15 protein-coding genes, 2 tRNA genes, 3 rRNA genes and 1 other annotated feature are annotated in these 20,471 nt (G+C 51.6%); of the genes, 7 read left to right on the top strand and 13 right to left on the bottom strand.

The genetic code is table 11. From position 1 onward, the window contains the following. Positions 1 to 5: 5 nt before the first annotated feature. Together pssA and AC6I8A_RS15095 are read left to right on the top strand one after the other, a co-directional pair. Positions 6 to 1,361, top strand: a complete 1,356-nt coding sequence (gene pssA / locus AC6I8A_RS15090; protein WP_256698443.1) for a CDP-diacylglycerol--serine O-phosphatidyltransferase — start codon at positions 6 to 8, stop codon at positions 1,359 to 1,361. A gap of 3 nt (positions 1,362 to 1,364) precedes the next feature. Then, positions 1,365 to 1,685 carry a YfiM family lipoprotein gene (locus AC6I8A_RS15095; RefSeq protein WP_497818732.1) on the top strand — a complete coding sequence of 107 codons (321 nt, stop codon included), beginning with the start codon at positions 1,365 to 1,367 and terminating at the stop codon, positions 1,683 to 1,685. On the opposite strand, the gene AC6I8A_RS15100 is transcribed toward AC6I8A_RS15095, so the two are convergent. From AC6I8A_RS15100 to rluD, 9 genes are all read right to left on the bottom strand, one after another. After that, entirely contained in the window at positions 1,686 to 2,990 is a 1,305-nt protein-coding gene (locus AC6I8A_RS15100; RefSeq protein ID WP_293792560.1) for an MFS family transporter, read from the bottom strand. A gap of 232 nt (positions 2,991 to 3,222) precedes the next feature. Then, positions 3,223 to 3,338 (bottom strand): 5S ribosomal RNA (rrf, locus tag AC6I8A_RS15105). A gap of 106 nt (positions 3,339 to 3,444) precedes the next feature. Beyond that, positions 3,445 to 6,350 (bottom strand): 23S ribosomal RNA (locus AC6I8A_RS15110). A 201-nt stretch (positions 6,351 to 6,551) separates the two neighbouring features. Further along, positions 6,552 to 6,627: transfer RNA gene (locus AC6I8A_RS15115), tRNA-Ala, on the bottom strand. Positions 6,628 to 6,743: 116 nt separating this feature from the next. Then, positions 6,744 to 6,820, bottom strand: a tRNA-Ile gene (locus tag AC6I8A_RS15120). 73 nt (positions 6,821 to 6,893) lie between these two features. Next, positions 6,894 to 8,433: ribosomal RNA gene (locus AC6I8A_RS15125) — 16S ribosomal RNA — on the bottom strand. The 16S, 23S and 5S rRNA genes sit together here with 2 tRNA genes alongside, the layout of an rRNA operon. A 474-nt stretch (positions 8,434 to 8,907) precedes the next feature. Then, positions 8,908 to 11,481 carry an ATP-dependent chaperone ClpB gene (gene clpB, locus AC6I8A_RS15130; protein WP_436333483.1) on the bottom strand — a complete coding sequence of 858 codons (2,574 nt, stop codon included), beginning with the start codon at positions 11,479 to 11,481 and terminating at the stop codon, positions 8,908 to 8,910. A gap of 126 nt (positions 11,482 to 11,607) precedes the next feature. Further along, positions 11,608 to 12,336, bottom strand: a complete 729-nt coding sequence (gene yfiH / locus AC6I8A_RS15135) for a purine nucleoside phosphorylase YfiH (protein WP_256697196.1) — start codon at positions 12,334 to 12,336, stop codon at positions 11,608 to 11,610. Continuing rightward, positions 12,333 to 13,313 (bottom strand): 23S rRNA pseudouridine(1911/1915/1917) synthase RluD, encoded by a 981-nt coding sequence (gene rluD / locus AC6I8A_RS15140; RefSeq protein WP_256697198.1) that lies wholly within the window; start codon positions 13,311 to 13,313, stop codon positions 12,333 to 12,335. The genes yfiH and rluD overlap by 4 nt, the downstream gene beginning before the upstream one ends. Positions 13,314 to 13,443: 130 nt before the next feature. Between rluD and bamD the strand changes: the two genes are divergently transcribed. The 4 genes from bamD (at position 13,444) to pheA (ending at position 16,194) form a co-directional block, all read left to right on the top strand. After that, complete coding sequence (gene bamD / locus AC6I8A_RS15145; RefSeq protein ID WP_008109011.1) at positions 13,444 to 14,184, top strand: outer membrane protein assembly factor BamD; 741 nt, start codon at positions 13,444 to 13,446, stop codon at positions 14,182 to 14,184. A gap of 276 nt (positions 14,185 to 14,460) precedes the next feature. After that, the gene (gene raiA, locus AC6I8A_RS15150; RefSeq protein WP_436333484.1) at positions 14,461 to 14,787 is read left to right on the top strand and encodes a ribosome-associated translation inhibitor RaiA; all 327 of its coding nucleotides are present in this window, start codon (positions 14,461 to 14,463) and stop codon (positions 14,785 to 14,787) included. A gap of 96 nt (positions 14,788 to 14,883) precedes the next feature. Continuing rightward, positions 14,884 to 15,008, top strand: a sequence feature (Phe leader region). Further along, positions 14,885 to 14,932, top strand: coding sequence for a pheA operon leader peptide PheL (gene pheL, locus AC6I8A_RS15155; RefSeq protein ID WP_100703679.1), 48 nt, complete (start codon positions 14,885 to 14,887; stop codon positions 14,930 to 14,932). Its footprint overlaps the feature before it by 48 nt. A gap of 22 nt (positions 15,009 to 15,030) precedes the next feature. Beyond that, on the top strand, positions 15,031 to 16,194 hold the full coding sequence (pheA, locus tag AC6I8A_RS15160; protein ID WP_154155473.1) for a bifunctional chorismate mutase/prephenate dehydratase: 1,164 nt from the start codon (positions 15,031 to 15,033) through the stop codon (positions 16,192 to 16,194). Positions 16,195 to 16,227: 33 nt separating this feature from the next. On the opposite strand, the gene tyrA is transcribed toward pheA, so the two are convergent. Together tyrA and AC6I8A_RS15170 are read right to left on the bottom strand one after the other, a co-directional pair. Then, positions 16,228 to 17,349: a bifunctional chorismate mutase/prephenate dehydrogenase gene (gene tyrA / locus AC6I8A_RS15165; RefSeq protein ID WP_008109005.1), complete on the bottom strand. Its 1,122-nt coding sequence runs from the start codon at positions 17,347 to 17,349 to the stop codon at positions 16,228 to 16,230. Positions 17,350 to 17,355: 6 nt separating this feature from the next. Continuing rightward, positions 17,356 to 18,435 carry a 3-deoxy-7-phosphoheptulonate synthase gene (locus AC6I8A_RS15170; protein WP_061719955.1) on the bottom strand — a complete coding sequence of 360 codons (1,080 nt, stop codon included), beginning with the start codon at positions 18,433 to 18,435 and terminating at the stop codon, positions 17,356 to 17,358. 287 nt (positions 18,436 to 18,722) lie between these two features. Here AC6I8A_RS15170 and AC6I8A_RS15175 point away from each other — a divergent pair, with 287 nt between their 5' ends. Next, complete coding sequence (locus AC6I8A_RS15175) at positions 18,723 to 19,244, top strand: GNAT family N-acetyltransferase (RefSeq protein ID WP_256697199.1); 522 nt, start codon at positions 18,723 to 18,725, stop codon at positions 19,242 to 19,244. A gap of 57 nt (positions 19,245 to 19,301) precedes the next feature. On the opposite strand, the gene rplS is transcribed toward AC6I8A_RS15175, so the two are convergent. Together rplS and trmD are read right to left on the bottom strand one after the other, a co-directional pair. Next, positions 19,302 to 19,652: a 50S ribosomal protein L19 gene (rplS, locus tag AC6I8A_RS15180; RefSeq protein ID WP_007893316.1), complete on the bottom strand. Its 351-nt coding sequence runs from the start codon at positions 19,650 to 19,652 to the stop codon at positions 19,302 to 19,304. Between the two features lie 42 nt (positions 19,653 to 19,694). Then, positions 19,695 to 20,459, bottom strand: a complete 765-nt coding sequence (trmD, locus tag AC6I8A_RS15185) for a tRNA (guanosine(37)-N1)-methyltransferase TrmD (RefSeq protein WP_036649673.1) — start codon at positions 20,457 to 20,459, stop codon at positions 19,695 to 19,697. Positions 20,460 to 20,471: the final 12 nt, after the last annotated feature.

The raw sequence follows: 20,471 nt of genomic DNA on the forward strand, positions 1-20,471 counted from the left end.
CTGTGATGTTGTCTAAATTCAAACGTAATAAACACCAACAACACCTCGCACAGCTGCCTAAACTGTCACAATCCGTGTCGGATCTGACGACGCTTTACTCGCCTGCCGAGTTTCGCGAAACCCTGCTGACGAAAATTGCCGCAGCAGAAAAGCGTATCTGCATCACCGCGCTGTATCTGGAGAATGATGACGGCGGACGGGGAATCATGCAGGCGCTGTACGCAGCGCGTCAGGCACGTCCGGAGTTGGATGTCTGTATTCTGGTTGACTGGCATCGTGCGCAGCGTGGTCGCATTGGTGCCGCCCGTGGCGTGACCAATGCTGACTGGTATTGCGAAATGGCGGCTCAGCATCCGGATATCGCTATTCCGGTTTACGGCATTCCGGTTAACACCCGTGAAGCGCTCGGCGTGCTGCATCTTAAAGGGTTTATCATTGATGATACGTTGCTCTATAGCGGCGCGAGCCTGAACGATGTCTATCTGCATCAGCATGATAAATACCGTTATGACCGCTATCAGCTGATCCGCAATCCACAGCTTACCGATACTATGTATGCGTGGATCTGCGAAAATCTCAAGGAATCCGATGCGGTTAATCGGCTCGATAAAACTGAGCGTCCTTCCAGTCCGGAAATTAAGAACGAAACGCGTCAGTTCCGTCAGGAACTGCGCAGCTTTAACTATCAGTTTACCGGCAATGCAGATAATGAATCCCTTGCCGTCACGCCGCTGGTTGGCCTGGGTAAACGCAGCCTGCTGAACAAGACCATTTTCCATTTGATGCCCTGCGCCGAGCGCAAGCTGACGTTGTGCACGCCCTATTTCAACCTGCCCGCTATTCTGGTACGTAACCTGATTCATTTACTGCGTCAGGGCAAAGAGGTTGAGATCATCATTGGCGACAAAACGGCCAATGACTTCTACATCCCGCCAGAACAGCCGTTTAAGATTATCGGCGCGCTGCCTTATCTTTATGAGATCAACCTGCGTCGCTTCCTTAGCCGTTTGCAGTATTACGTCAATAATGGTCAGCTGACGGTACGCTTGTGGAAAGATAGCGAGAACAGTTATCACCTGAAAGGCATTTGGGTGGATGACGAATGGATGATGATCACCGGTAACAACCTCAATCCACGCGCGTGGCGACTGGATCTTGAGAATGCGGTGCTGATTCACGATCCGCTGAATCAATTGGCCGAACAGCGTGAAAAAGAGCTGGCGCTGATTCGTGAGCATACTTCCGTGGTGCAGCATTTCCGCGAGCTGGAAAGTATCTCCGATTATCCAGCGAAGGTGCGCAAGCTGATTCGTCGCCTGCGCCGTATCCGCATCGATCGTTTGATTAGCCGTCTGCTCTAGCCGATGCGTGCGCTCATCCTCTGCGTGGTTTTGCTGTGTAGTGGATGTGCGCATGTCGCCCAGGATAAATGGACCGGCAAAGATAAAGCACAACACTACTTCTCTTCCGCTGTGCTGGCTGCCGCTGGTAGCGAAATTTCTCAGCATCAAAATCACAGCCGCGGGCAGAATTTGCGTTTAGGCTTTCTGTTTTCGTTGAGTTTTGGTGTGGGAAAAGAGTTATATGACAGCCGCTCAGCAGGGAGCGGCTGGAGTTGGAAAGATCTTAGCTGGGATGTCGCCGGTGCCGCCAGCGGTATCGCACTGTGGAATCTCAGTCAGTAACTACAGCGCAATCCCCTTCCCTTTGCGATGCAGCATCAGCGATACCAGGAATGCTAAAGCGCCCATAGCCGAAACATACCAGAAGAAGCTGGTTTCAATGCCTTCCCTTTTCAGTAGTAAGGCTACATATTCTGCCGAACCACCAAAAATAGCATTCGCCACCGCATAGGATAGACCAACGCCCAACGCACGAACTTCTGGCGGGAACATCTCTGCTTTCAGGATGCCACTGATCGCGGTGTAGAAACTGGTGATGATAAGCGCCAACATGATCAGTGCGAATGCCAGCCAACTGCTCTGCACATTTTGCAGCAGCATCAGAATTGGTACCGTGCAGATTGCTGCTCCAGCCCCGAAAATCATCATTGAGGCACGACGACCGATTTTATCTGACAGTGCGCCTACAATTGGCTGAATCAACATGAACACCAATAAGCAACCGGTCATTAATCCACTGGCACTGCGCGCATCCATCCCGGCGGTGTTCACCAGATATTTTTGCATGTAGGTAGTGAAAGTATAGAAGCTTAGCGAACCGCCTGCGGTAAAGCCCAGCACCATTAGAAACGCGCGGGTGTGATTGCGCAGTAATCCAGTAATACTGCCGGCATCTCGGTGTTCGCGATGCTTTTTTTCTGAGGTTTCATTGAGCGAACGACGCAACCACAATGCCACGACAGCCAGCGCCGCCCCGAGGAAGAACGGGATACGCCAGCCCCAACTACGGAGTTCTTCATCGCTGAGGATTTGCTGCAAGATGACGACGGTCAGCACCGCTAACAGTTGGCCACCGATGAGCGTCACATACTGGAAAGAGGCATAAAATCCTTTTCGTCCTTCCAGTGCTACTTCGCTCATATAAGTGGCGCTGGTGCCGTATTCCCCACCAACCGATAATCCCTGAAACATACGTGCTAGTAGAAGAATGACAGGCGCGGCCAGGCCAATTTCTCCGTAGCCCGGTAGACAGGCGATCACTAATGATCCCAGACACATCATGCACACTGAGATTAGCATTGAGGCTTTGCGGCCATGACGATCGGCGATGTAACCAAATAGCCATCCACCGATCGGACGCATGAGAAAACCAGCGGCAAAAACGCCAGCAGTTTGCAGCAATTGAGTGGTGGTATCACCGCTTGGGAAGAAAACGTGGGCAAAATAGAGTGAGAAGAAGGAGTAGACGTAGAAATCGAACCATTCGACCAGATTGCCGGAAGAAGCGCCAACAATCGCCCAGATGCGCTTTTTACTGTCGGCTACCGTTTCAGATCGTGCCACTTTTTGTTGTTGTGAGTCAGTCATGCTTACCTCTTTTCCTTGCGAAGAATTAACGCCAAAGGATTCAGTAAAGCATCTATTAACTGGTTGCGGTAATTGTCTATACTCCTGGATTACAAAATGTGACTGACAGGGAGTTTTCAGTGCAATTTTTTGCTTTTTTCAAGCAAATTCAGTTAACTACTGGCTTTAATCCGCTATGTACAGACGTAAAAAAGCCCCGAACTTTCGTTCGGGGCTTCTTCACTTAATTGATGCCTGGCAGTTCCCTACTCTCGCATGGGGAGACCCCACACTACCATCGGCGCTACGGCGTTTCACTTCTGAGTTCGGCATGGGGTCAGGTGGGACCACCGCGCTAAAGCCGCCAGGCAAATTCTTTGCGCAAAAACGAATAACATCCGCTTCCGCTAAATCTTTAATCCGTAAAACAAGCTGAAAATACCGGTCTCTCAGACCAAAACGCCTCTGGCGTTGTAAGGTTAAGCCTCACGGGTCATTAGTACCGGTTAGCTCAACGCATCGCTGCGCTTACACATCCGGCCTATCAACGTCGTAGTCTTCAACGTCCCTTCAGGACTCTCAAGGAGTCAGGGAGAACTCATCTCGGGGCAAGTTTCGTGCTTAGATGCTTTCAGCACTTATCTTTTCCGCACTTAGCTACCGGGCAGTGCCATTGGCATGACAACCCGAACACCAGTGGTGCGTTCACTCCGGTCCTCTCGTACTAGGAGCAACCCCCCTCAATTCTCCAGCGCCCACGGCAGATAGGGACCGAACTGTCTCACGACGTTCTAAACCCAGCTCGCGTACCACTTTAAACGGCGAACAGCCGTACCCTTGGGACCTACTTCAGCCCCAGGATGTGATGAGCCGACATCGAGGTGCCAAACACCGCCGTCGATATGAACTCTTGGGCGGTATCAGCCTGTTATCCCCGGAGTACCTTTTATCCGTTGAGCGATGGCCCTTCCATTCAGAACCACCGGATCACTATGACCTGCTTTCGCACCTGCTCGAGCCGTCACTCTCGCAGTCAAGCTGGCTTATGCCATTGCACTAACCTCCTGATGTCCGACCAGGATTAGCCAACCTTCGTGCTCCTCCGTTACTCTTTGGGAGGAGACCGCCCCAGTCAAACTACCCACCAGACACTGTCCGCAGCCCGGATTACGGGCCTACGTTAGAACATCAAACATTAAAGGGTGGTATTTCAAGGTTGGCTCCACGCAGACTGGCGTCCACGCTTCAAAGCCTCCCACCTATCCTACACATCAAGGCTCAATGTTCAGTGTCAAGCTATAGTAAAGGTTCACGGGGTCTTTCCGTCTTGCCGCGGGTACACTGCATCTTCACAGCGATTTCAATTTCACTGAGTCTCGGGTGGAGACAGCCTGGCCATCATTACGCCATTCGTGCAGGTCGGAACTTACCCGACAAGGAATTTCGCTACCTTAGGACCGTTATAGTTACGGCCGCCGTTTACCGGGGCTTCGATCAAGAGCTTCTCCTTGCGGATAACCCCATCAATTAACCTTCCGGCACCGGGCAGGCGTCACACCGTATACGTCCACTTTCGTGTTTGCACAGTGCTGTGTTTTTAATAAACAGTTGCAGCCAGCTGGTATCTTCGACTGGCTTCAGCTCCGGGAGCAAGTCCCTTCACCTACGCGCCAGCGTGCCTTCTCCCGAAGTTACGGCACCATTTTGCCTAGTTCCTTCACCCGAGTTCTCTCAAGCGCCTTGGTATTCTCTACCTGACCACCTGTGTCGGTTTGGGGTACGATTTCGTGTTACCTGGAGCTTAGAGGCTTTTCCTGGAAGCAGGGCATCAGTTACTTCACCACCGTAGTGGCTCGTCGTCACGCCTCAGCCTTAAGATATCCCGGATTTACCAAAGATATCAGCCTACACGCTTAAACCGGGACAACCGTCGCCCGGATAACCTAGCCTTCTCCGTCCCCCCTTCGCAGTAACACCAAGTGCAGGAATATTAACCTGCTTCCCATCGACTACGCTTTTCAGCCTCGCCTTAGGGGTCGACTCACCCTGCTCCGATTAACGTTGAACAGGAACCCTTGGTCTTCCGGCGAGCGGGCTTTTCACCCGCTTTATCGTTACTTATGTCAGCATTCGCACTTCTGATACCTCCAGCAACCCTCACAGGCCACCTTCAACGGCTTACAGAACGCTCCCCTACCCAACAACACATAGTGTCGCTGCCGCAGCTTCGGTGCATGGTTTAGCCCCGTTACATCTTCCGCGCAGGCCGACTCGACCAGTGAGCTATTACGCTTTCTTTAAATGATGGCTGCTTCTAAGCCAACATCCTGGCTGTCTGTGCCTTCCCACATCGTTTCCCACTTAACCATGACTTTGGGACCTTAGCTGGCGGTCTGGGTTGTTTCCCTCTTCACGACGGACGTTAGCACCCGCCGTGTGTCTCCCGTGATAACATTCTTCGGTATTCGCAGTTTGCATCGGGTTGGTAAGCCGGGATGGCCCCCTAGCCGAAACAGTGCTCTACCCCCGAAGATGAGTTCACGAGGCGCTACCTAAATAGCTTTCGGGGAGAACCAGCTATCTCCCGGTTTGATTGGCCTTTCACCCCCAGCCACAAGTCATCCGCTAATTTTTCAACATTAGTCGGTTCGGTCCTCCAGTTAGTGTTACCCAACCTTCAACCTGCCCATGGCTAGATCACCGGGTTTCGGGTCTATACCCTGCAACTTAACGCCCAGTTAAGACTCGGTTTCCCTGCGGCTCCCCTATACGGTTAACCTTGCTACAGAATATAAGTCGCTGACCCATTATACAAAAGGTACGCAGTCACCCCATTAAAGAGGCTCCCACTGCTTGTACGTACACGGTTTCAGGTTCTGTTTCACTCCCCTCGCCGGGGTTCTTTTCGCCTTTCCCTCACGGTACTGGTTCACTATCGGTCAGTCAGGAGTATTTAGCCTTGGAGGATGGTCCCCCCATATTCAGACAGGATACCACGTGTCCCGCCCTACTCTTCGAACTCACAGTATGTGCACTTTCGTGTACGGGGCTATCACCCGGTATCGCGCGACTTTCCAGACGCTTCCACTAACGCACAAACTGATTCAGGTTCTGGGCTGTTCCCCGTTCGCTCGCCGCTACTGGGGGAATCTCGGTTGATTTCTTTTCCTCTGGGTACTTAGATGTTTCAGTTCCCCAGGTTCGCCTCGCAACACTATGTATTCATGTTGCGATGATGCACTGAGTGCACCGGGTTTCCCCATTCGGACATCGTCGGCTGTAGCGGTTCATATCACCTTACCGACGCTTTACGCAGATTAGCACGTCCTTCATCGCCTCTGACTGCCAGGGCATCCACCGTGTACGCTTAGTCGCTTAACCTCACAACCCACAGGCGTTTTGCAACGCTGCGGACTGCAGGCATTGAGAGACTCGAACATGTTGTTATTCATTTCTTATTACGGAGAAATGAACCAACACGTCGTTTCAATTTTCAGCTTGTTCCGGATTGTTAAAGAGCAATAACTTCGCAATGTACCCGAGGATACATTCTGAAGTTAGTTATCAACGTGGGGTCGTTGATGGTGGAGCTAAGCGGGATCGAACCGCTGACCTCCTGCGTGCAAGGCAGGCGCTCTCCCAGCTGAGCTATAGCCCCATAGAGTTTTGCAAAACGCGTGCTTACCAGGAGAATTCTTTCAGGTTCAAGGCGTGTCGATACGAAGCATACTCAAGTATGCGAGCTATCGGCACAACGCGGAAACTGTAAGAATTTGGTAGGCCTGAGTGGACTTGAACCACCGACCTCACCCTTATCAGGGGTGCGCTCTAACCACCTGAGCTACAAGCCTGCAGGCGTTTTACGCTCTTCTTTAATTTCATCAGACAATCTGTGTGAGCACTGCGCGGGAAGGTATCTTCAGGTAAGGAGGTGATCCAACCGCAGGTTCCCCTACGGTTACCTTGTTACGACTTCACCCCAGTCATGAATCACAAAGTGGTAAGCGCCCTCCCGAAGGTTAAGCTACCTACTTCTTTTGCAACCCACTCCCATGGTGTGACGGGCGGTGTGTACAAGGCCCGGGAACGTATTCACCGTAGCATTCTGATCTACGATTACTAGCGATTCCGACTTCACGGAGTCGAGTTGCAGACTCCGATCCGGACTACGACGCACTTTATGAGGTCCGCTTGCTCTCGCGAGGTCGCTTCTCTTTGTATGCGCCATTGTAGCACGTGTGTAGCCCTACTCGTAAGGGCCATGATGACTTGACGTCATCCCCACCTTCCTCCAGTTTATCACTGGCAGTCTCCTTTGAGTTCCCGGCCGGACCGCTGGCAACAAAGGATAAGGGTTGCGCTCGTTGCGGGACTTAACCCAACATTTCACAACACGAGCTGACGACAGCCATGCAGCACCTGTCTCAGAGTTCCCGAAGGCACCAAAGCATCTCTGCTAAGTTCTCTGGATGTCAAGAGTAGGTAAGGTTCTTCGCGTTGCATCGAATTAAACCACATGCTCCACCGCTTGTGCGGGCCCCCGTCAATTCATTTGAGTTTTAACCTTGCGGCCGTACTCCCCAGGCGGTCGACTTAACGCGTTAGCTCCGGAAGCCACTCCTCAAGGGAACAACCTCCAAGTCGACATCGTTTACGGCGTGGACTACCAGGGTATCTAATCCTGTTTGCTCCCCACGCTTTCGCACCTGAGCGTCAGTCTTTGTCCAGGGGGCCGCCTTCGCCACCGGTATTCCTCCAGATCTCTACGCATTTCACCGCTACACCTGGAATTCTACCCCCCTCTACAAGACTCTAGCCTGCCAGTTTCGAATGCAGTTCCCAGGTTAAGCCCGGGGATTTCACATCCGACTTGACAGACCGCCTGCGTGCGCTTTACGCCCAGTAATTCCGATTAACGCTTGCACCCTCCGTATTACCGCGGCTGCTGGCACGGAGTTAGCCGGTGCTTCTTCTGCGGGTAACGTCAATCGGTGAAGCTATTAACTTCACCGCCTTCCTCCCCGCTGAAAGTACTTTACAACCCGAAGGCCTTCTTCATACACGCGGCATGGCTGCATCAGGCTTGCGCCCATTGTGCAATATTCCCCACTGCTGCCTCCCGTAGGAGTCTGGACCGTGTCTCAGTTCCAGTGTGGCTGGTCATCCTCTCAGACCAGCTAGGGATCGTCGCCTAGGTGAGCCATTACCCCACCTACTAGCTAATCCCATCTGGGCACATCCGATGGTGTGAGGCCCGAAGGTCCCCCACTTTGGTCTTGCGACGTTATGCGGTATTAGCTACCGTTTCCAGTAGTTATCCCCCTCCATCGGGCAGTTTCCCAGACATTACTCACCCGTCCGCCACTCGTCACCCGAGAGCAAGCTCTCTGTGCTACCGTTCGACTTGCATGTGTTAGGCCTGCCGCCAGCGTTCAATCTGAGCCATGATCAAACTCTTCAATTTAAGTTTGATTTGCTGAAACAAGTTCAGCGGTGCTCATCTGTAAAACGTCATAATGAATTTCATTATGTGTTCACTCGTGAGGCTTTGATATTTTGTTGCGTCCGGAGACGCTGATATCAATCCTGCGAGTGCCCACACAGATTGTCTGATAAATTGTTAAAGAGCGTTGCGAGCAGCGGCTGAACCGTCTGTCGCGAGGTGGCGTATACTACGCTACTCTCCTTCGGAGTCAAACACTTTTTTCAGCGTTTTCATCCGGCGGGATGAATTTCTTCACTCCCTGCTGAGCCGTCTGCGTTGCCGCTTTGCCGTCTCAGTGGTGGCGCATTATAGGGGGTTATTCGGAGCTGACAAGAGCTAATTTGAAGTTTTCGCGCAACCGCTCACTTTCCAGGCTATGCGTTGCAAAAAGCAGCTAATTCTTGTGATAAGGCAAAAAAAACGGGCCCGCAGGCCCGTTTTAATCGAACGTGATTACTGGTGAGCAACAATCACATCGTCTTTTACATCCATTTCGATGGTTTTTCCCGGAACCAAAGCACCAGAAAGAATCTGCTGCGCCAGCGGATTTTCAATCTGCTGCTGGATAGCACGTTTTAATGGACGCGCACCATAAACCGGGTCATAGCCATTCTCGCCAAGCAGTTTGAGCGCCTCATCGGAGATATGCAGCTGATAGCCGCGCTCCTCAAGACGTTTATACAAACGTTGCAGCTGAATCTGCGCAATGGAAGCAATGTGTTTTTCGCCCAACGGATGGAATACCACCATGTCATCGATACGGTTGATAAACTCTGGGCGGAAATGCTGACCCACAACCGCCATCACCACCTCTTTCATCTCTGCATAATCCAGAGAACCGAAACGTTCCTGAATAAGATCGGAGCCAAGGTTCGAGGTCATGATCACCACGGTATTGCGGAAATCGACTGTACGCCCCTGTCCATCGGTTAAGCGACCATCATCCAGCACCTGCAACAGGATATTGAAGACATCAGGATGCGCCTTCTCCACCTCATCCAGCAAAATTACCGAATAAGGACGACGACGCACCGCTTCAGTCAGATAACCGCCCTCTTCATAGCCGACATATCCCGGAGGCGCACCCACCAGCCGCGATACCGAGTGTTTTTCCATAAACTCGGACATATCAATACGCACCATCGCGTCATCGCTGTCGAACAGGAAGTTAGCCAGTGCTTTACACAATTCGGTTTTACCGACTCCCGTTGGTCCAAGGAACAGGAAGGAACCAATTGGACGATTCGGATCCGACAAGCCGGCGCGGCTACGACGAATCGCATTCGAAACCGCTTCTACCGCTTCGTTCTGACCGATAACCCGTGAGTGCAGCTCTTGTTCCATACGCAGCAACTTATCGCGCTCCCCTTCCATCATGCGTGCGACAGGTATTCCGGTCCAACGCGCCAGTACATCGGCAATCTCCACATCCGTTACGCGATTGCGTAACAGCTTCATGGTTTTGCCTTCAGACTGCGTAGCGATGGCTAACTGTTTCTCCAGCTCCGGTATTTTACCGTACTGCAGTTCAGACATCTGACCCAGGTCACCCACGCGACGCGCTTGCTCCATCGTCAAGCGCGCTTGCTCCAGCTCGGCTTTAATGTTCTGCGTGCCAGTTAAAGAGGCTTTTTCCGCTTTCCATTCCTCTTCCAGTTCAGCGTATTCACGCTCTTTCTGGTTAAGTTCGCTTTCCAGCATTTCCAGACGCTTCACGCTGGCATCATCAGACTCTTTCTTCAGCGCCTGCTGCTCCAGTTTTAACTGGATGATGCGGCGCTCAAGGCGATCGAGTGATTCTGGTTTCGAATCCATCTGTAAACGAATACTTGAAGCCGCTTCGTCAATCAGATCGATGGCCTTATCCGGCAGCTGGCGATCAGAGATATAACGGTGCGACAGCGTCGCCGCGGCCACAATCGCCGGATCGGTGATCTGCACATGGTGGTGCAGCTCATAGCGTTCTTTCAGTCCACGCAGAATCGCAATGGTATCTTCCACACTCGGCTCAGCGACAAAGACTTTCTGGAAACGACGTTCCAGCGCCGCATCTTTCTCGATGAACTGGCGATACTCATTCAGCGTGGTTGCGCCGACACAGTGCAACTCACCGCGAGCCAATGCGGGTTTCAGCATGTTGCCCGCATCCATTGCGCCATCGGCTTTACCGGCGCCAACCATGGTATGCAGTTCGTCGATAAACAGAATGACGTTACCTTCCTGCTTCGCCAGGTCGCTAAGCACACCTTTGAGGCGCTCTTCAAATTCACCACGATATTTGGCGCCCGCCACCAGCGAACCCATATCCAGAGCCAGCACGCGACGACCTTTCAGTCCTTCCGGCACTTCGCCATTGATGATGCGCTGCGCTAAACCTTCGGCGATAGCCGTTTTACCGACGCCGGGTTCACCAATCAGCACCGGGTTATTTTTGGTGCGACGCTGCAACACTTGAATGGTGCGGCGGATCTCTTCATCACGACCAATTACCGGATCCAGCTTGCCGAGTTCGGCACGCTCTGTAAGGTCGATGGTGTATTTTTTTAATGCCTGACGCTGATCTTCAGCCCCTTGATCGTTCACGCTGTCTCCTCCCCGTATTTGTTCGATGGCCTTAGAGAGTTTTTCCGACGTCGCGCCAGCTGATTTCAATAGATCAGCCAGCGAGCCACGTGAATCGAGGGCCGCCAATACAAATAATTCAGATGATATAAAGTTGTCGCCGCGCTTTTGCGCCAGCTTGTCGCACAGGTTAAGTACCCGAATCAAATCGGCAGATGGCTGTACATCGCCGTCGGTCCCTTCAACCTGCGGTAGTCGATTAATTGCTTGTTCAATGCTGGTACGCAGGCCAGCCACGTCGGCACCCGCTGCGCTGAGCAACGGACGCACCGATCCGCCTTCCTGATTGAGCAAAGCGCTCATCAAATGAAGGGGTTCAATGAATTGATTGTCATGTCCCAGAGCAAGGGACTGTGCATCGGCAAGTGCCAGTTGAAATTTATTAGTAAGACGATCCAGACGCATAATTCCTCCCATTACAGGTCAAAATGCTACTGGAGATTAAATGAGGTCATCCCTCAAATTTTTCAAGGTTAATGACCTGAGTTGTGAGCAAAAAATACGCTAACTGGACCGTCTTGTGGCGTAAGGTTATCTCAGCCAAATCAAAGTTGCCATACGCCCGGTGATTCCGTCGCGTCGGTAGGAGAAAAAATCATCGCGCTCATGGAAGGTACAACGCGTTGAACCACTGATGGAATGTACGCCGGCAGCTTGTAACCGCTGACGAGCCAGCAGCCAAATATCGGCGAAGTATTTGTCACCAGCCGGGCGGAAAGCTTCTTCCGCTTTTGAATCATGCGCCATAAATGCCGTTCTGACTTCCGGACCAACTTCAAATGCCTGCGGCCCAATTGCCGGACCAAGCCATGCATGAATGTCATGTGGCGCGGAGTTGAACTGTGACAATGTCTGTTCCAGCACGCCATTACAGAGACCACGCCAACCCGCATGCGCTGCTGCGACTTCACTGCCATCCTTACTACAAAGCAACACCGGCAAACAATCCGCCGTCATAACTGCGCAAACAACCCCACTTTCACGGGTGATGGCGGCATCAGCGCGCGGTAGCGGATCGCTGGCAGGTAAACGCGCAACCACTTGGCCATGGATCTGATCCAGCCATTGCGGCATTGCTGGCAGCGTCAGTTGTTCAACCAAGCGTTGACGATTCTGAGCAACATGCGCCTCAGCGTCGCCAACGTGCCCACCAAGATTCAACGAATCCCAGGGGGCAGCGCTGACGCCGCCGTATCGGGTGGTGGAACATGCCCGAACATGCTGCGGCGCAGGCCAATCCGGGATGATCCATTCACTCATAGCCAATCCATCTGATCGCGGAATTCAAGGGTATCGGCTTTCAGCGCATCAATTAAATCGACCATATCCTGCGGCAACGGTGCGTGCCATTCCATCTCGATACCGGTAATGGGGTGATAGAGACGTAACATCGTGGCATGCAGCGCCTGGCGATCAAAACCACGTAGCGTAGTGATGAAAGCTTCAGATGCACCTTTTGGCGGACGCGGACGACCACCGTACAGCGGATCGCCCACCAGCGGATGGTTGATATGCGCCATATGCACACGAATCTGATGGGTACGACCGGTTTCAAGGCGTAAACGCAAACGCGTATGGGCACGGAAGTGCTCCATGATGCGATAGTGCGTGGTAGCCGGTTTACCCATCGGATGCACCGCCATGTGTGTGCGTTTGGTAGAGTGGCGCGCCATGGGTTGATCCACAGTACCGCCTGCGGTCATGGTGCCGATCGCTACCGCTTCATATTCACGCGTGATTTCGCGCAGCTGCAGCGTTTCAACCAGGTGAGTTTGCGCAGGAACGGTTTTCGCTACCACCATCAAACCGGTGGTATCTTTATCCAGACGATGAACAATCCCTGCGCGAGGCACATCAGCGATAGGTGGATAGTGATAAAGCAGTGCGTTAAGCACCGTGCCATCAGGATTACCGGCGCCGGGATGTACCACCAAACCGCGAGGTTTGTTGATGACCAGAATGTCGTCATCTTCATAGACGATGTTCAGTGGGATGTTTTGCGCTTCCCAGCGTTGTGCTTCTTCGATCTCAGCATCAATCGAGACATGCTCACCGCCAAAAACTTTTTCTTTTGGTTTATCGATGATAGTGCCGTTGACGCTGACTCGGCGCTCAAGAATCCATTCTTTTATGCGAGAACGTGAATAATCAGGGAACAATTCTGCCAAAGTCTGATCTAAGCGTTGTCCAAGTTGTGCTTCGGACACCGTTGCGGTGAGTTGAACTTGTTGTGCCATATACAGCTTCTTCGTTAACGTTGGGTTTTCACGGCGATGCCGTTTAATATAATGTGCTATCGTACCTGGTCATAACTGGGAGCTATACGGACAGCTTCTGCTACAACACTTTGAGGATAATCATTTCGTCATGACGCGTATGAAACATCTGGTGGCTGCTGCCACACTGAGCCTGAGCCTGGCGCTTGTGGGTTGTTCTGGCTCATCAGATCCAGTCCCGGACAGCCCGCCGTCTGAAATTTACGCCACGGCCCAGCAAAAGCTGCAGGACGGTAACTTTAAAGCGGCGATTAAGCAACTGGAAGCACTGGATAACCGCTATCCATTTGGTCCTTACTCGCAGCAAGTACAACTGGATTTGATCTACGCGTATTACAAAAATGCCGATCTGCCACTGGCGCAAGCCGCTATATCTCGCTTTATGCGTCTCAATCCAACCCATCCGAATATCGACTATGTCATCTATATGAAAGGTCTGACGGATATGGCGCTGGATGATTCTGCACTGCAGGGCTTCTTCGGTATCGATCGTTCCGATCGTGATCCGACGCACGCTCGTGATGCTTTCCGTGACTTCTCGCAATTACTGCGCGGTTATCCAAACAGCCAATATGCTGCGGATGCGCAGAAACGTTTGGCATTCCTGAAAGAGCGCCTGGCGAAGTATGAACTCTCGGTGGCGCAATTCTATACCAAGCGCGGTGCCTATGTCGCTGTTGTTAACCGCGTGGAAACCATGATGAAGGATTATCCGGATACTGAGGCGACGCATGAAGCGCTGCCGTTGATGGAAAATGCTTACCGCCAGCTGCAGTTGACGGCTGAAGCCGACAAAGTAGCAAAAATCATTGCGGCAAATAATCAGTCCTGATTATGACACCCACAAAAAAGCAGCCCATGAGGCTGCTTTTTTTATGTCATTTAGAAGATAACTCAACAATTTTAGAGATTTATCGCTGCGGTTATCCATTCAATCATGCGCCCTTCCGCACTCGTCTTCAAGCATTTCCGGCTACTTTCCCGGCCTTTCTCACAATTAAGCGGCATTGACAAAAAGTGACATTTCAATGTGATCTAGATCACACATTTTCTTGATATCCGCGGTATGCTGGTCCTACCCCGACGGAAATGACAGAGAGGTTTAACTATGATTCTGAACATTACCAGCAAACAAATGGAAATCACCGAGGCCATCCGTAACCACGTTGAAGAGCGTCTCGCCAAGCTGGAAAAATGGCAAACACATCTGATAAACCCTCACATTGTGTTATCGAAAGAGCCGAAGGAGTTTGTGGCTGACGCCACCATCAATACCCCTAGCGGAACGCTGGTTGCCAGTGCGAAACATGATGATATGTACACGGCCATCAATGACTTGATTGCCAAGCTGGAGCGACAACTTAATAAAGCGCAACACAAACCCGAAGCACGTCGCGCCAACAGCAGTGTGAAAGATTTTCTTCCGACAGAATAAACAAACATCTCTAGTAACGCGCCTCCGGGCGCGTTTTTTATTGACAGCTTTAAATCACTGCGGTTACTCTCAAGCCACTTCATTTATGGAAACAACCATGAAACATCTGCCGTTCTTCTTCGCATTCTTTTTTACCTTCCCCTGATTGGGAGGCGATTCGTCATGTGAAAATGAATGCGAAGACGAACAACAAAGCCTCCCAAATGGGAGGCTTTTTTATTGGACATTTTACAGGTGAGCCCTATGAATCCCGAAAATCCGCTGCTGGCATTACGCGATAAAATCAGCGCCGTTGATGAAAAACTCTTAGCGCTTTTGTCGGAGCGTCGCACACTGGCTGTTGAAGTTGCCCAAGCTAAGCTGGCAACGCATCGCCCTATCCGAGACGTAGAACGTGAACGCGCACTGCTGGAAAACCTGATTTCTCTGGGTAAAAAGCATCAGCTTGATGCGCATTACATTACCCGCCTGTTCCAGCTGGTAATTGAAGATTCTGTTCTTACCCAGCAAGCGTTGTTGCAAAAGAATCTCAACCATCCACACGCTCACGCGCCGCGCATTGCATTCCTTGGCCCGAAAGGTTCTTACTCGCATCTAGCGGCGCGTAAATATGCCACCCGACATTTCGATTCGATGGTGGAGATTGGCTGCCTGAAATTCCATGACATTATTCATCAGGTAGAGAGTGGCCAGGCGGATTACGCCGTAATGCCGATTGAAAACACCAGCTCTGGCTCGATTAACGACGTTTACGACCTGCTTCAGCAAACTACGCTATCGATTGTGGGTGAACTGACCATTCCAATTGAGCACTGTGTGCTGGTCAACGGCAGCACCGATCTACAGCAGATCGAAACGGTGTACAGCCATCCACAGCCATTCCAGCAGTGCAGCCAATTCATCAATCGCTTCCCGCAATGGAAAATCGAATACACCGAAAGCACCGCTGCAGCGATGGAGAAAGTGGCCGCGATGAATTCCCCGAAGGTTGCCGCATTGGGTAGTGAAGCGGGCGGTGAGCTGTATGGATTGCAGGTACTGGAGCGTAATCTGGCCAATCAGCAGCAGAACCATACGCGCTTCATCGTGCTGGCACGTAAAGCAATTGAGGTTTCCGGTCAGGTTCCAGCGAAAACAACGCTGATCATGGCGACTGGCCAACAAGCGGGCGCATTGGTTGAAGCGCTGATGGTATTGCGTAACCACGGCCTGATCATGAGCAAACTGGAAAACCGTCCAATCAACGGCAATCCATGGGAAGAGATGTTTTATATTGATGTGCAAGGCAATCTGCAATCAGAGAATATGCAGTTGGCGTTAACGGAGTTAAGCGGCTTAACCCGTTCATTAAAAGTTCTCGGCTGCTATCCAGGCGAGAATGTGGTGCCGGTTGAACCGCGCCTCTAAGCAAAAAGGCATCCTCGCGGATGCCTTTTGTTTTTACTGCCGGCTGTCGTTCGCCGATCGCAGCATGCTTCTGCTTTCGACAAGGAAGCGTTTCGCGTAATCACCAAACCAGTGTTCAACCCGCTCGAAGCTATCGATGAAGGCTTGCTTATCGCCCTGCTCGAGCAGTTTGATCGCATCGCCAAATCGTTGGTAATAACGTTTGATCAGCGCCAGATTACTCTCCGAGGACATAATGATGTCCGCGTAAAGCTGTGGATCCTGCGCAAACAGACGTCCAACCATCGCTAGTTCAAGGCGGTAGATCGGCGAAGATAACGCTAACAGCTGATCCAGATTAACGTTCTCTTCCGCCAGATGCAGACCATAAGCGAAAGTCGCAAAGTGACGCAGTGCCTGAATAAACGCCATATTCTGATCGTGCTCAACGGCACTGATACGATGCAGGCGCGCGCCCCAAACCTGAATCTGCTCAAGGAACCACTGATAAGCTTCCGGCTGACGGCCATCGCACCACACCACAACCTGCTTCGCCAGGCTGCCGCTGTCCGGGCCAAACATCGGATGCAAGCCCAGAACCGGTCCGGTGTGCGCGGCTAGCATCGCTTGCAGCGGGCGATTCTTCACCGAGGCCAGATCGACAAGAATGCAGTCTTCTGGCAATTTCGGCAGCTCACCGATAATTTGCTCTGTCAGATGGATTGGCACACTGATGATCACCATGCCCGCATCTTTCAGCAGCTCGTCCGAACGATCCCAATCGCCTTTATCCAGAATGCGGACCTGATAGCCAGAAAGTGTCAGCATCTTTTCAAACAGACGCCCCATCTGGCCGCGGCCACCCACTATTACCACCGGACGCAGCGTAGGACACAGTGTTTTGAAGCCTTTGTCATTTTCATGCGCATAAGATTCACGCATCAAGCGACGCAATACATCTTCAATCAAATCCGGCGAGACACCGAGCGCTTCAGCTTCCTGACGGCGTGAAGCCAACATGCTGGCCTCACGCTCAGGAACATAGATCGGCAAACCGTAGCGGCTTTTAACTTCCCCTACTTCGGCTACCAGCTCCAGTCGTTTTGCCAGTAACCCAAGCAGTGCTTTATCTACTTCATCTATTTGATCGCGTAGCGCGGTCAGTTCAGCCACCATGACTCATTACACCTCGTGTGACAGACGCGCCGACAGCACTCCCTGCAGATCCTGATGGATTTCACGCAGCAACGTTTCAGTGGTTTCCCAGTCGATGCAAGCATCAGTGACGGATACACCGTATTTCATTTCGCTACGTGGCTGTTCAGAAGACTGATTGCCTTCATGAATGTTGCTTTCCAACATCAGTCCAATGATGGAACGGTTTCCATCTTTAATCTGCGCGATAGCCGATTCGGCTACGCCAGGCTGGCGGCGATAGTCTTTGTTAGAATTACCATGGCTGCAATCTATCATTAAGGCCGGACGCAGTCCCGCTTTCAGCATCTCTTTTTCACACTGAGCGACATCTTCTGGGCCGTAGTTTGGTGCTTTGCCGCCGCGCAGAATCACATGTCCATCTGGGTTGCCCTGGGTTTGCAGCAAGCAAACCTGACCAGCCTGATTGATACCAACAAAACGGTGCGGCATCGCAGCCGCGCGCATGGCGTTAATCGCGGTACCAAGGCTGCCATCCGTACCATTTTTAAAACCAACCGGCATGGAGAGACCTGAAGCCATTTCACGGTGGGTTTGTGATTCGGTGGTACGCGCACCGATCGCTGACCAGCTAAACAGATCGCCAAGGTATTGTGGGCTGTTGGGATCCAGCGCTTCGGTCGCCAGCGGTAATCCCATCTCGACGAGATTAACCAGCAGCTGACGTGCGATATGCAGGCCGGCTTCCATATCAAACGAGTTGTTCATGTAAGGATCATTGATCAACCCTTTCCAGCCGACGGTGGTTCGAGGTTTTTCAAAATAAACGCGCATAACGATGTACAGCTGATCCTTCAACTGTGCAGAGAGAGATTGCAACTGACGGGCATAGGCAAGTGCGGCTTCGGTATCGTGAATTGAACAAGGACCACAAACCACCAACAGGCGCGGATCGCGGCCCGCAATAATGTCGGCAATGGTCTGGCGAGAAGACGCAATTTGCGCTTCCTGCGCCGCAGTGAGCGGGAATTTGGCTTTCAGCTCTTGCGGGGTAATCAAAATTTGTTCGTCGGCGATATGCACATTGTTCAGCGCGTCTTTTTGCATGATTGCGATCCTTTTTACTCGTTTATGCGGTTTGGGATCCTCACTGAGGATGGCGCTTACTTTATCACATCATGTACATCATGCAATCCACACATGTACACTTTTATTACCATCAAAATAAAAAACCACTTAAAAACACATAAAAACCTTAAATTACAATAATTTAATTTAGCGCACCAAAACACCAGCCTGTAAACATATAATTACATCATAATGAGTCCCGTTAGTGATTTTTGCCATCAGCCAAGCTAACATTCTGTTATTCATTATTTTTCAGGGATCGTGCGATGTCCATTTCGCTTATCACACTGCGTCCTTTCACGTTGCAGGATATCAATGCTTTTACTCAGGCCGTCAACGAATCGCTGAGTACGTTAAAACCCTGGATGGCCTGGGCCCACGACGATTATCATCCTGATGAAGCGGCCAGCTGGATCGATTTCACGCGCATTCAACGCAGTAAAGGCGAAGCGGAAGAGTTCGCGATTGTGGATGGCAACGATCGGTTGCTAGGAAGCGCCGGTATTCGTTTCGCAAAGAATCCGGACGAAAGGAGTGCATTAGGATATTGGGTGCGCAGTGATGCTCAGCGGCAAGGCGTTGCGACGCGTGCGGTGGCGCAGTTGGTCGAATTTGGCTTCCAGCATCCACATATCAATCAGCTAGAGATTCTTGCAGCAGAAGAGAATCACGCCAGTCGCGCGGTTGCCTTACGCTGCGGCTTCACTTTAGTTAATTATTGCTTTGGGCTAATCATTCTGGAGAGCGGAGCGGTGAACGCCGCGATTTATCATTTACAGCGCCCATAAAAAAAGGGGCCGGCCAAATGGCCAACCCCTTGTTTGCTATTAACTTTGAGAAGTCGCTTACGCGCCAAGACGCTCTTTGATACGAGCTGACTTACCGGTACGCTCACGCAGGTAATACAGTTTGGCTTTACGCACAGCACCACGACGTTTAACAGCAATGCTGTCAATTACTGGAGAGTGAGTCTGGAAGACACGCTCAACACCTTCGCCGTTAGAAATCTTACGAACAGTGAATGCAGAATGCAGACCGCGGTTACGAATAGCGATAACCACGCCCTCGAATGCCTGCAGACGCTTCTTAGAACCTTCTACGACCCATACTTTCACTTCCACGGAATCACCCGGACGGAATGAAGGTACGTCCTGCTTCATCTGCTCTTGTTCAAGTTGCTTGATAATGTTGCTCATAATTAAATCTCTTATCCTGGGTAAACTGATAGTGAGGGAAGATTACTCTCCCGCCTCATCGTTTTGTTGCTGCTGATGTTCACGCTGGAACTCATTTAGCAACCGTGCTTGCTCTTCAGTCAGAGCCAGGTTTTCCAGAAGTTCAGGTCTTCTTAGCCAGGTACGGCCTAACGACTGTTTCAGGCGCCAGCGGCGAATATCGGCATGGTTGCCCGACAGTAAAACTGGCGGAACTTCCATCCCTTCTAACACTTCAGGTCGGGTGTAGTGCGGGCAATCCAGCAAACCATCCGAGAACGAATCCTCATCGGCTGACGCCTGTTTCCCCAGTACGCCGGGAATAAACCGGGCGACCGAATCAATTAACGTCATGGCTGGTAGCTCACCGCCACTGAGAACGTAATCACCGATTGACCATTCTTCATCAATCTCTGTGTGAATCACGCGCTCATCTATCCCTTCGTAGCGACCACATACCAGAATCAACTTCTGATTGGTCGCCAGTTCGCAAACGCCCTGTTGGTCCAGTTTGCGTCCCTGAGGTGAAAGATAAATCACCTTAGCGCCTTCTCCCGCCGCCGCTTTCGCTGCGGAGATGGCGTCCCGTAAGGGTTGCACCATCATCAACATTCCCGGTCCGCCGCCGTAAGGACGATCGTCCACGGTACGGTGCCGGTCATGCGTGAAGTCACGAGGACTCCAGCTTTGAATGTCGAGCAGGCCATTTTTTACTGCCCGGCCAGTTACCCCGTACTCGGTAATAGCGCGAAACATCTCTGGAAACAGGCTAATAACACCAATCCACATCGCGTTCGCCGT

The sequence above is a fragment of the Pantoea sp. X-Soil-ISGK-275 genome (assembly GCF_059730795.1).

Bases quoted from the DNA above. Each gene is read 5' to 3' on its own strand.
- pssA (WP_256698443.1), top strand. From the start codon at position 6: ATGTTGTCTAAATTCAAACGTAATAAACACCAACAACACCTCGCACAG.
- AC6I8A_RS15095 (WP_497818732.1), top strand. From the start codon at position 1,365: ATGCGTGCGCTCATCCTCTGCGTGGTTTTGCTGTGTAGTGGATGTGCG.
- AC6I8A_RS15100 (WP_293792560.1), bottom strand. From the start codon at position 2,990: ATGACTGACTCACAACAACAAAAAGTGGCACGATCTGAAACGGTAGCC.
- clpB (WP_436333483.1), bottom strand. From the start codon at position 11,481: ATGCGTCTGGATCGTCTTACTAATAAATTTCAACTGGCACTTGCCGAT.
- yfiH (WP_256697196.1), bottom strand. From the start codon at position 12,336: ATGAGTGAATGGATCATCCCGGATTGGCCTGCGCCGCAGCATGTTCGG.
- rluD (WP_256697198.1), bottom strand. From the start codon at position 13,313: ATGGCACAACAAGTTCAACTCACCGCAACGGTGTCCGAAGCACAACTT.
- bamD (WP_008109011.1), top strand. From the start codon at position 13,444: ATGACGCGTATGAAACATCTGGTGGCTGCTGCCACACTGAGCCTGAGC.
- raiA (WP_436333484.1), top strand. From the start codon at position 14,461: ATGATTCTGAACATTACCAGCAAACAAATGGAAATCACCGAGGCCATC.
- pheA (WP_154155473.1), top strand. From the start codon at position 15,031: ATGAATCCCGAAAATCCGCTGCTGGCATTACGCGATAAAATCAGCGCC.
- tyrA (WP_008109005.1), bottom strand. From the start codon at position 17,349: ATGGTGGCTGAACTGACCGCGCTACGCGATCAAATAGATGAAGTAGAT.
- AC6I8A_RS15170 (WP_061719955.1), bottom strand. From the start codon at position 18,435: ATGCAAAAAGACGCGCTGAACAATGTGCATATCGCCGACGAACAAATT.
- AC6I8A_RS15175 (WP_256697199.1), top strand. From the start codon at position 18,723: ATGTCCATTTCGCTTATCACACTGCGTCCTTTCACGTTGCAGGATATC.
- rplS (WP_007893316.1), bottom strand. From the start codon at position 19,652: ATGAGCAACATTATCAAGCAACTTGAACAAGAGCAGATGAAGCAGGAC.
- trmD (WP_036649673.1), bottom strand. From the start codon at position 20,459: ATGTGGATTGGTGTTATTAGCCTGTTTCCAGAGATGTTTCGCGCTATT.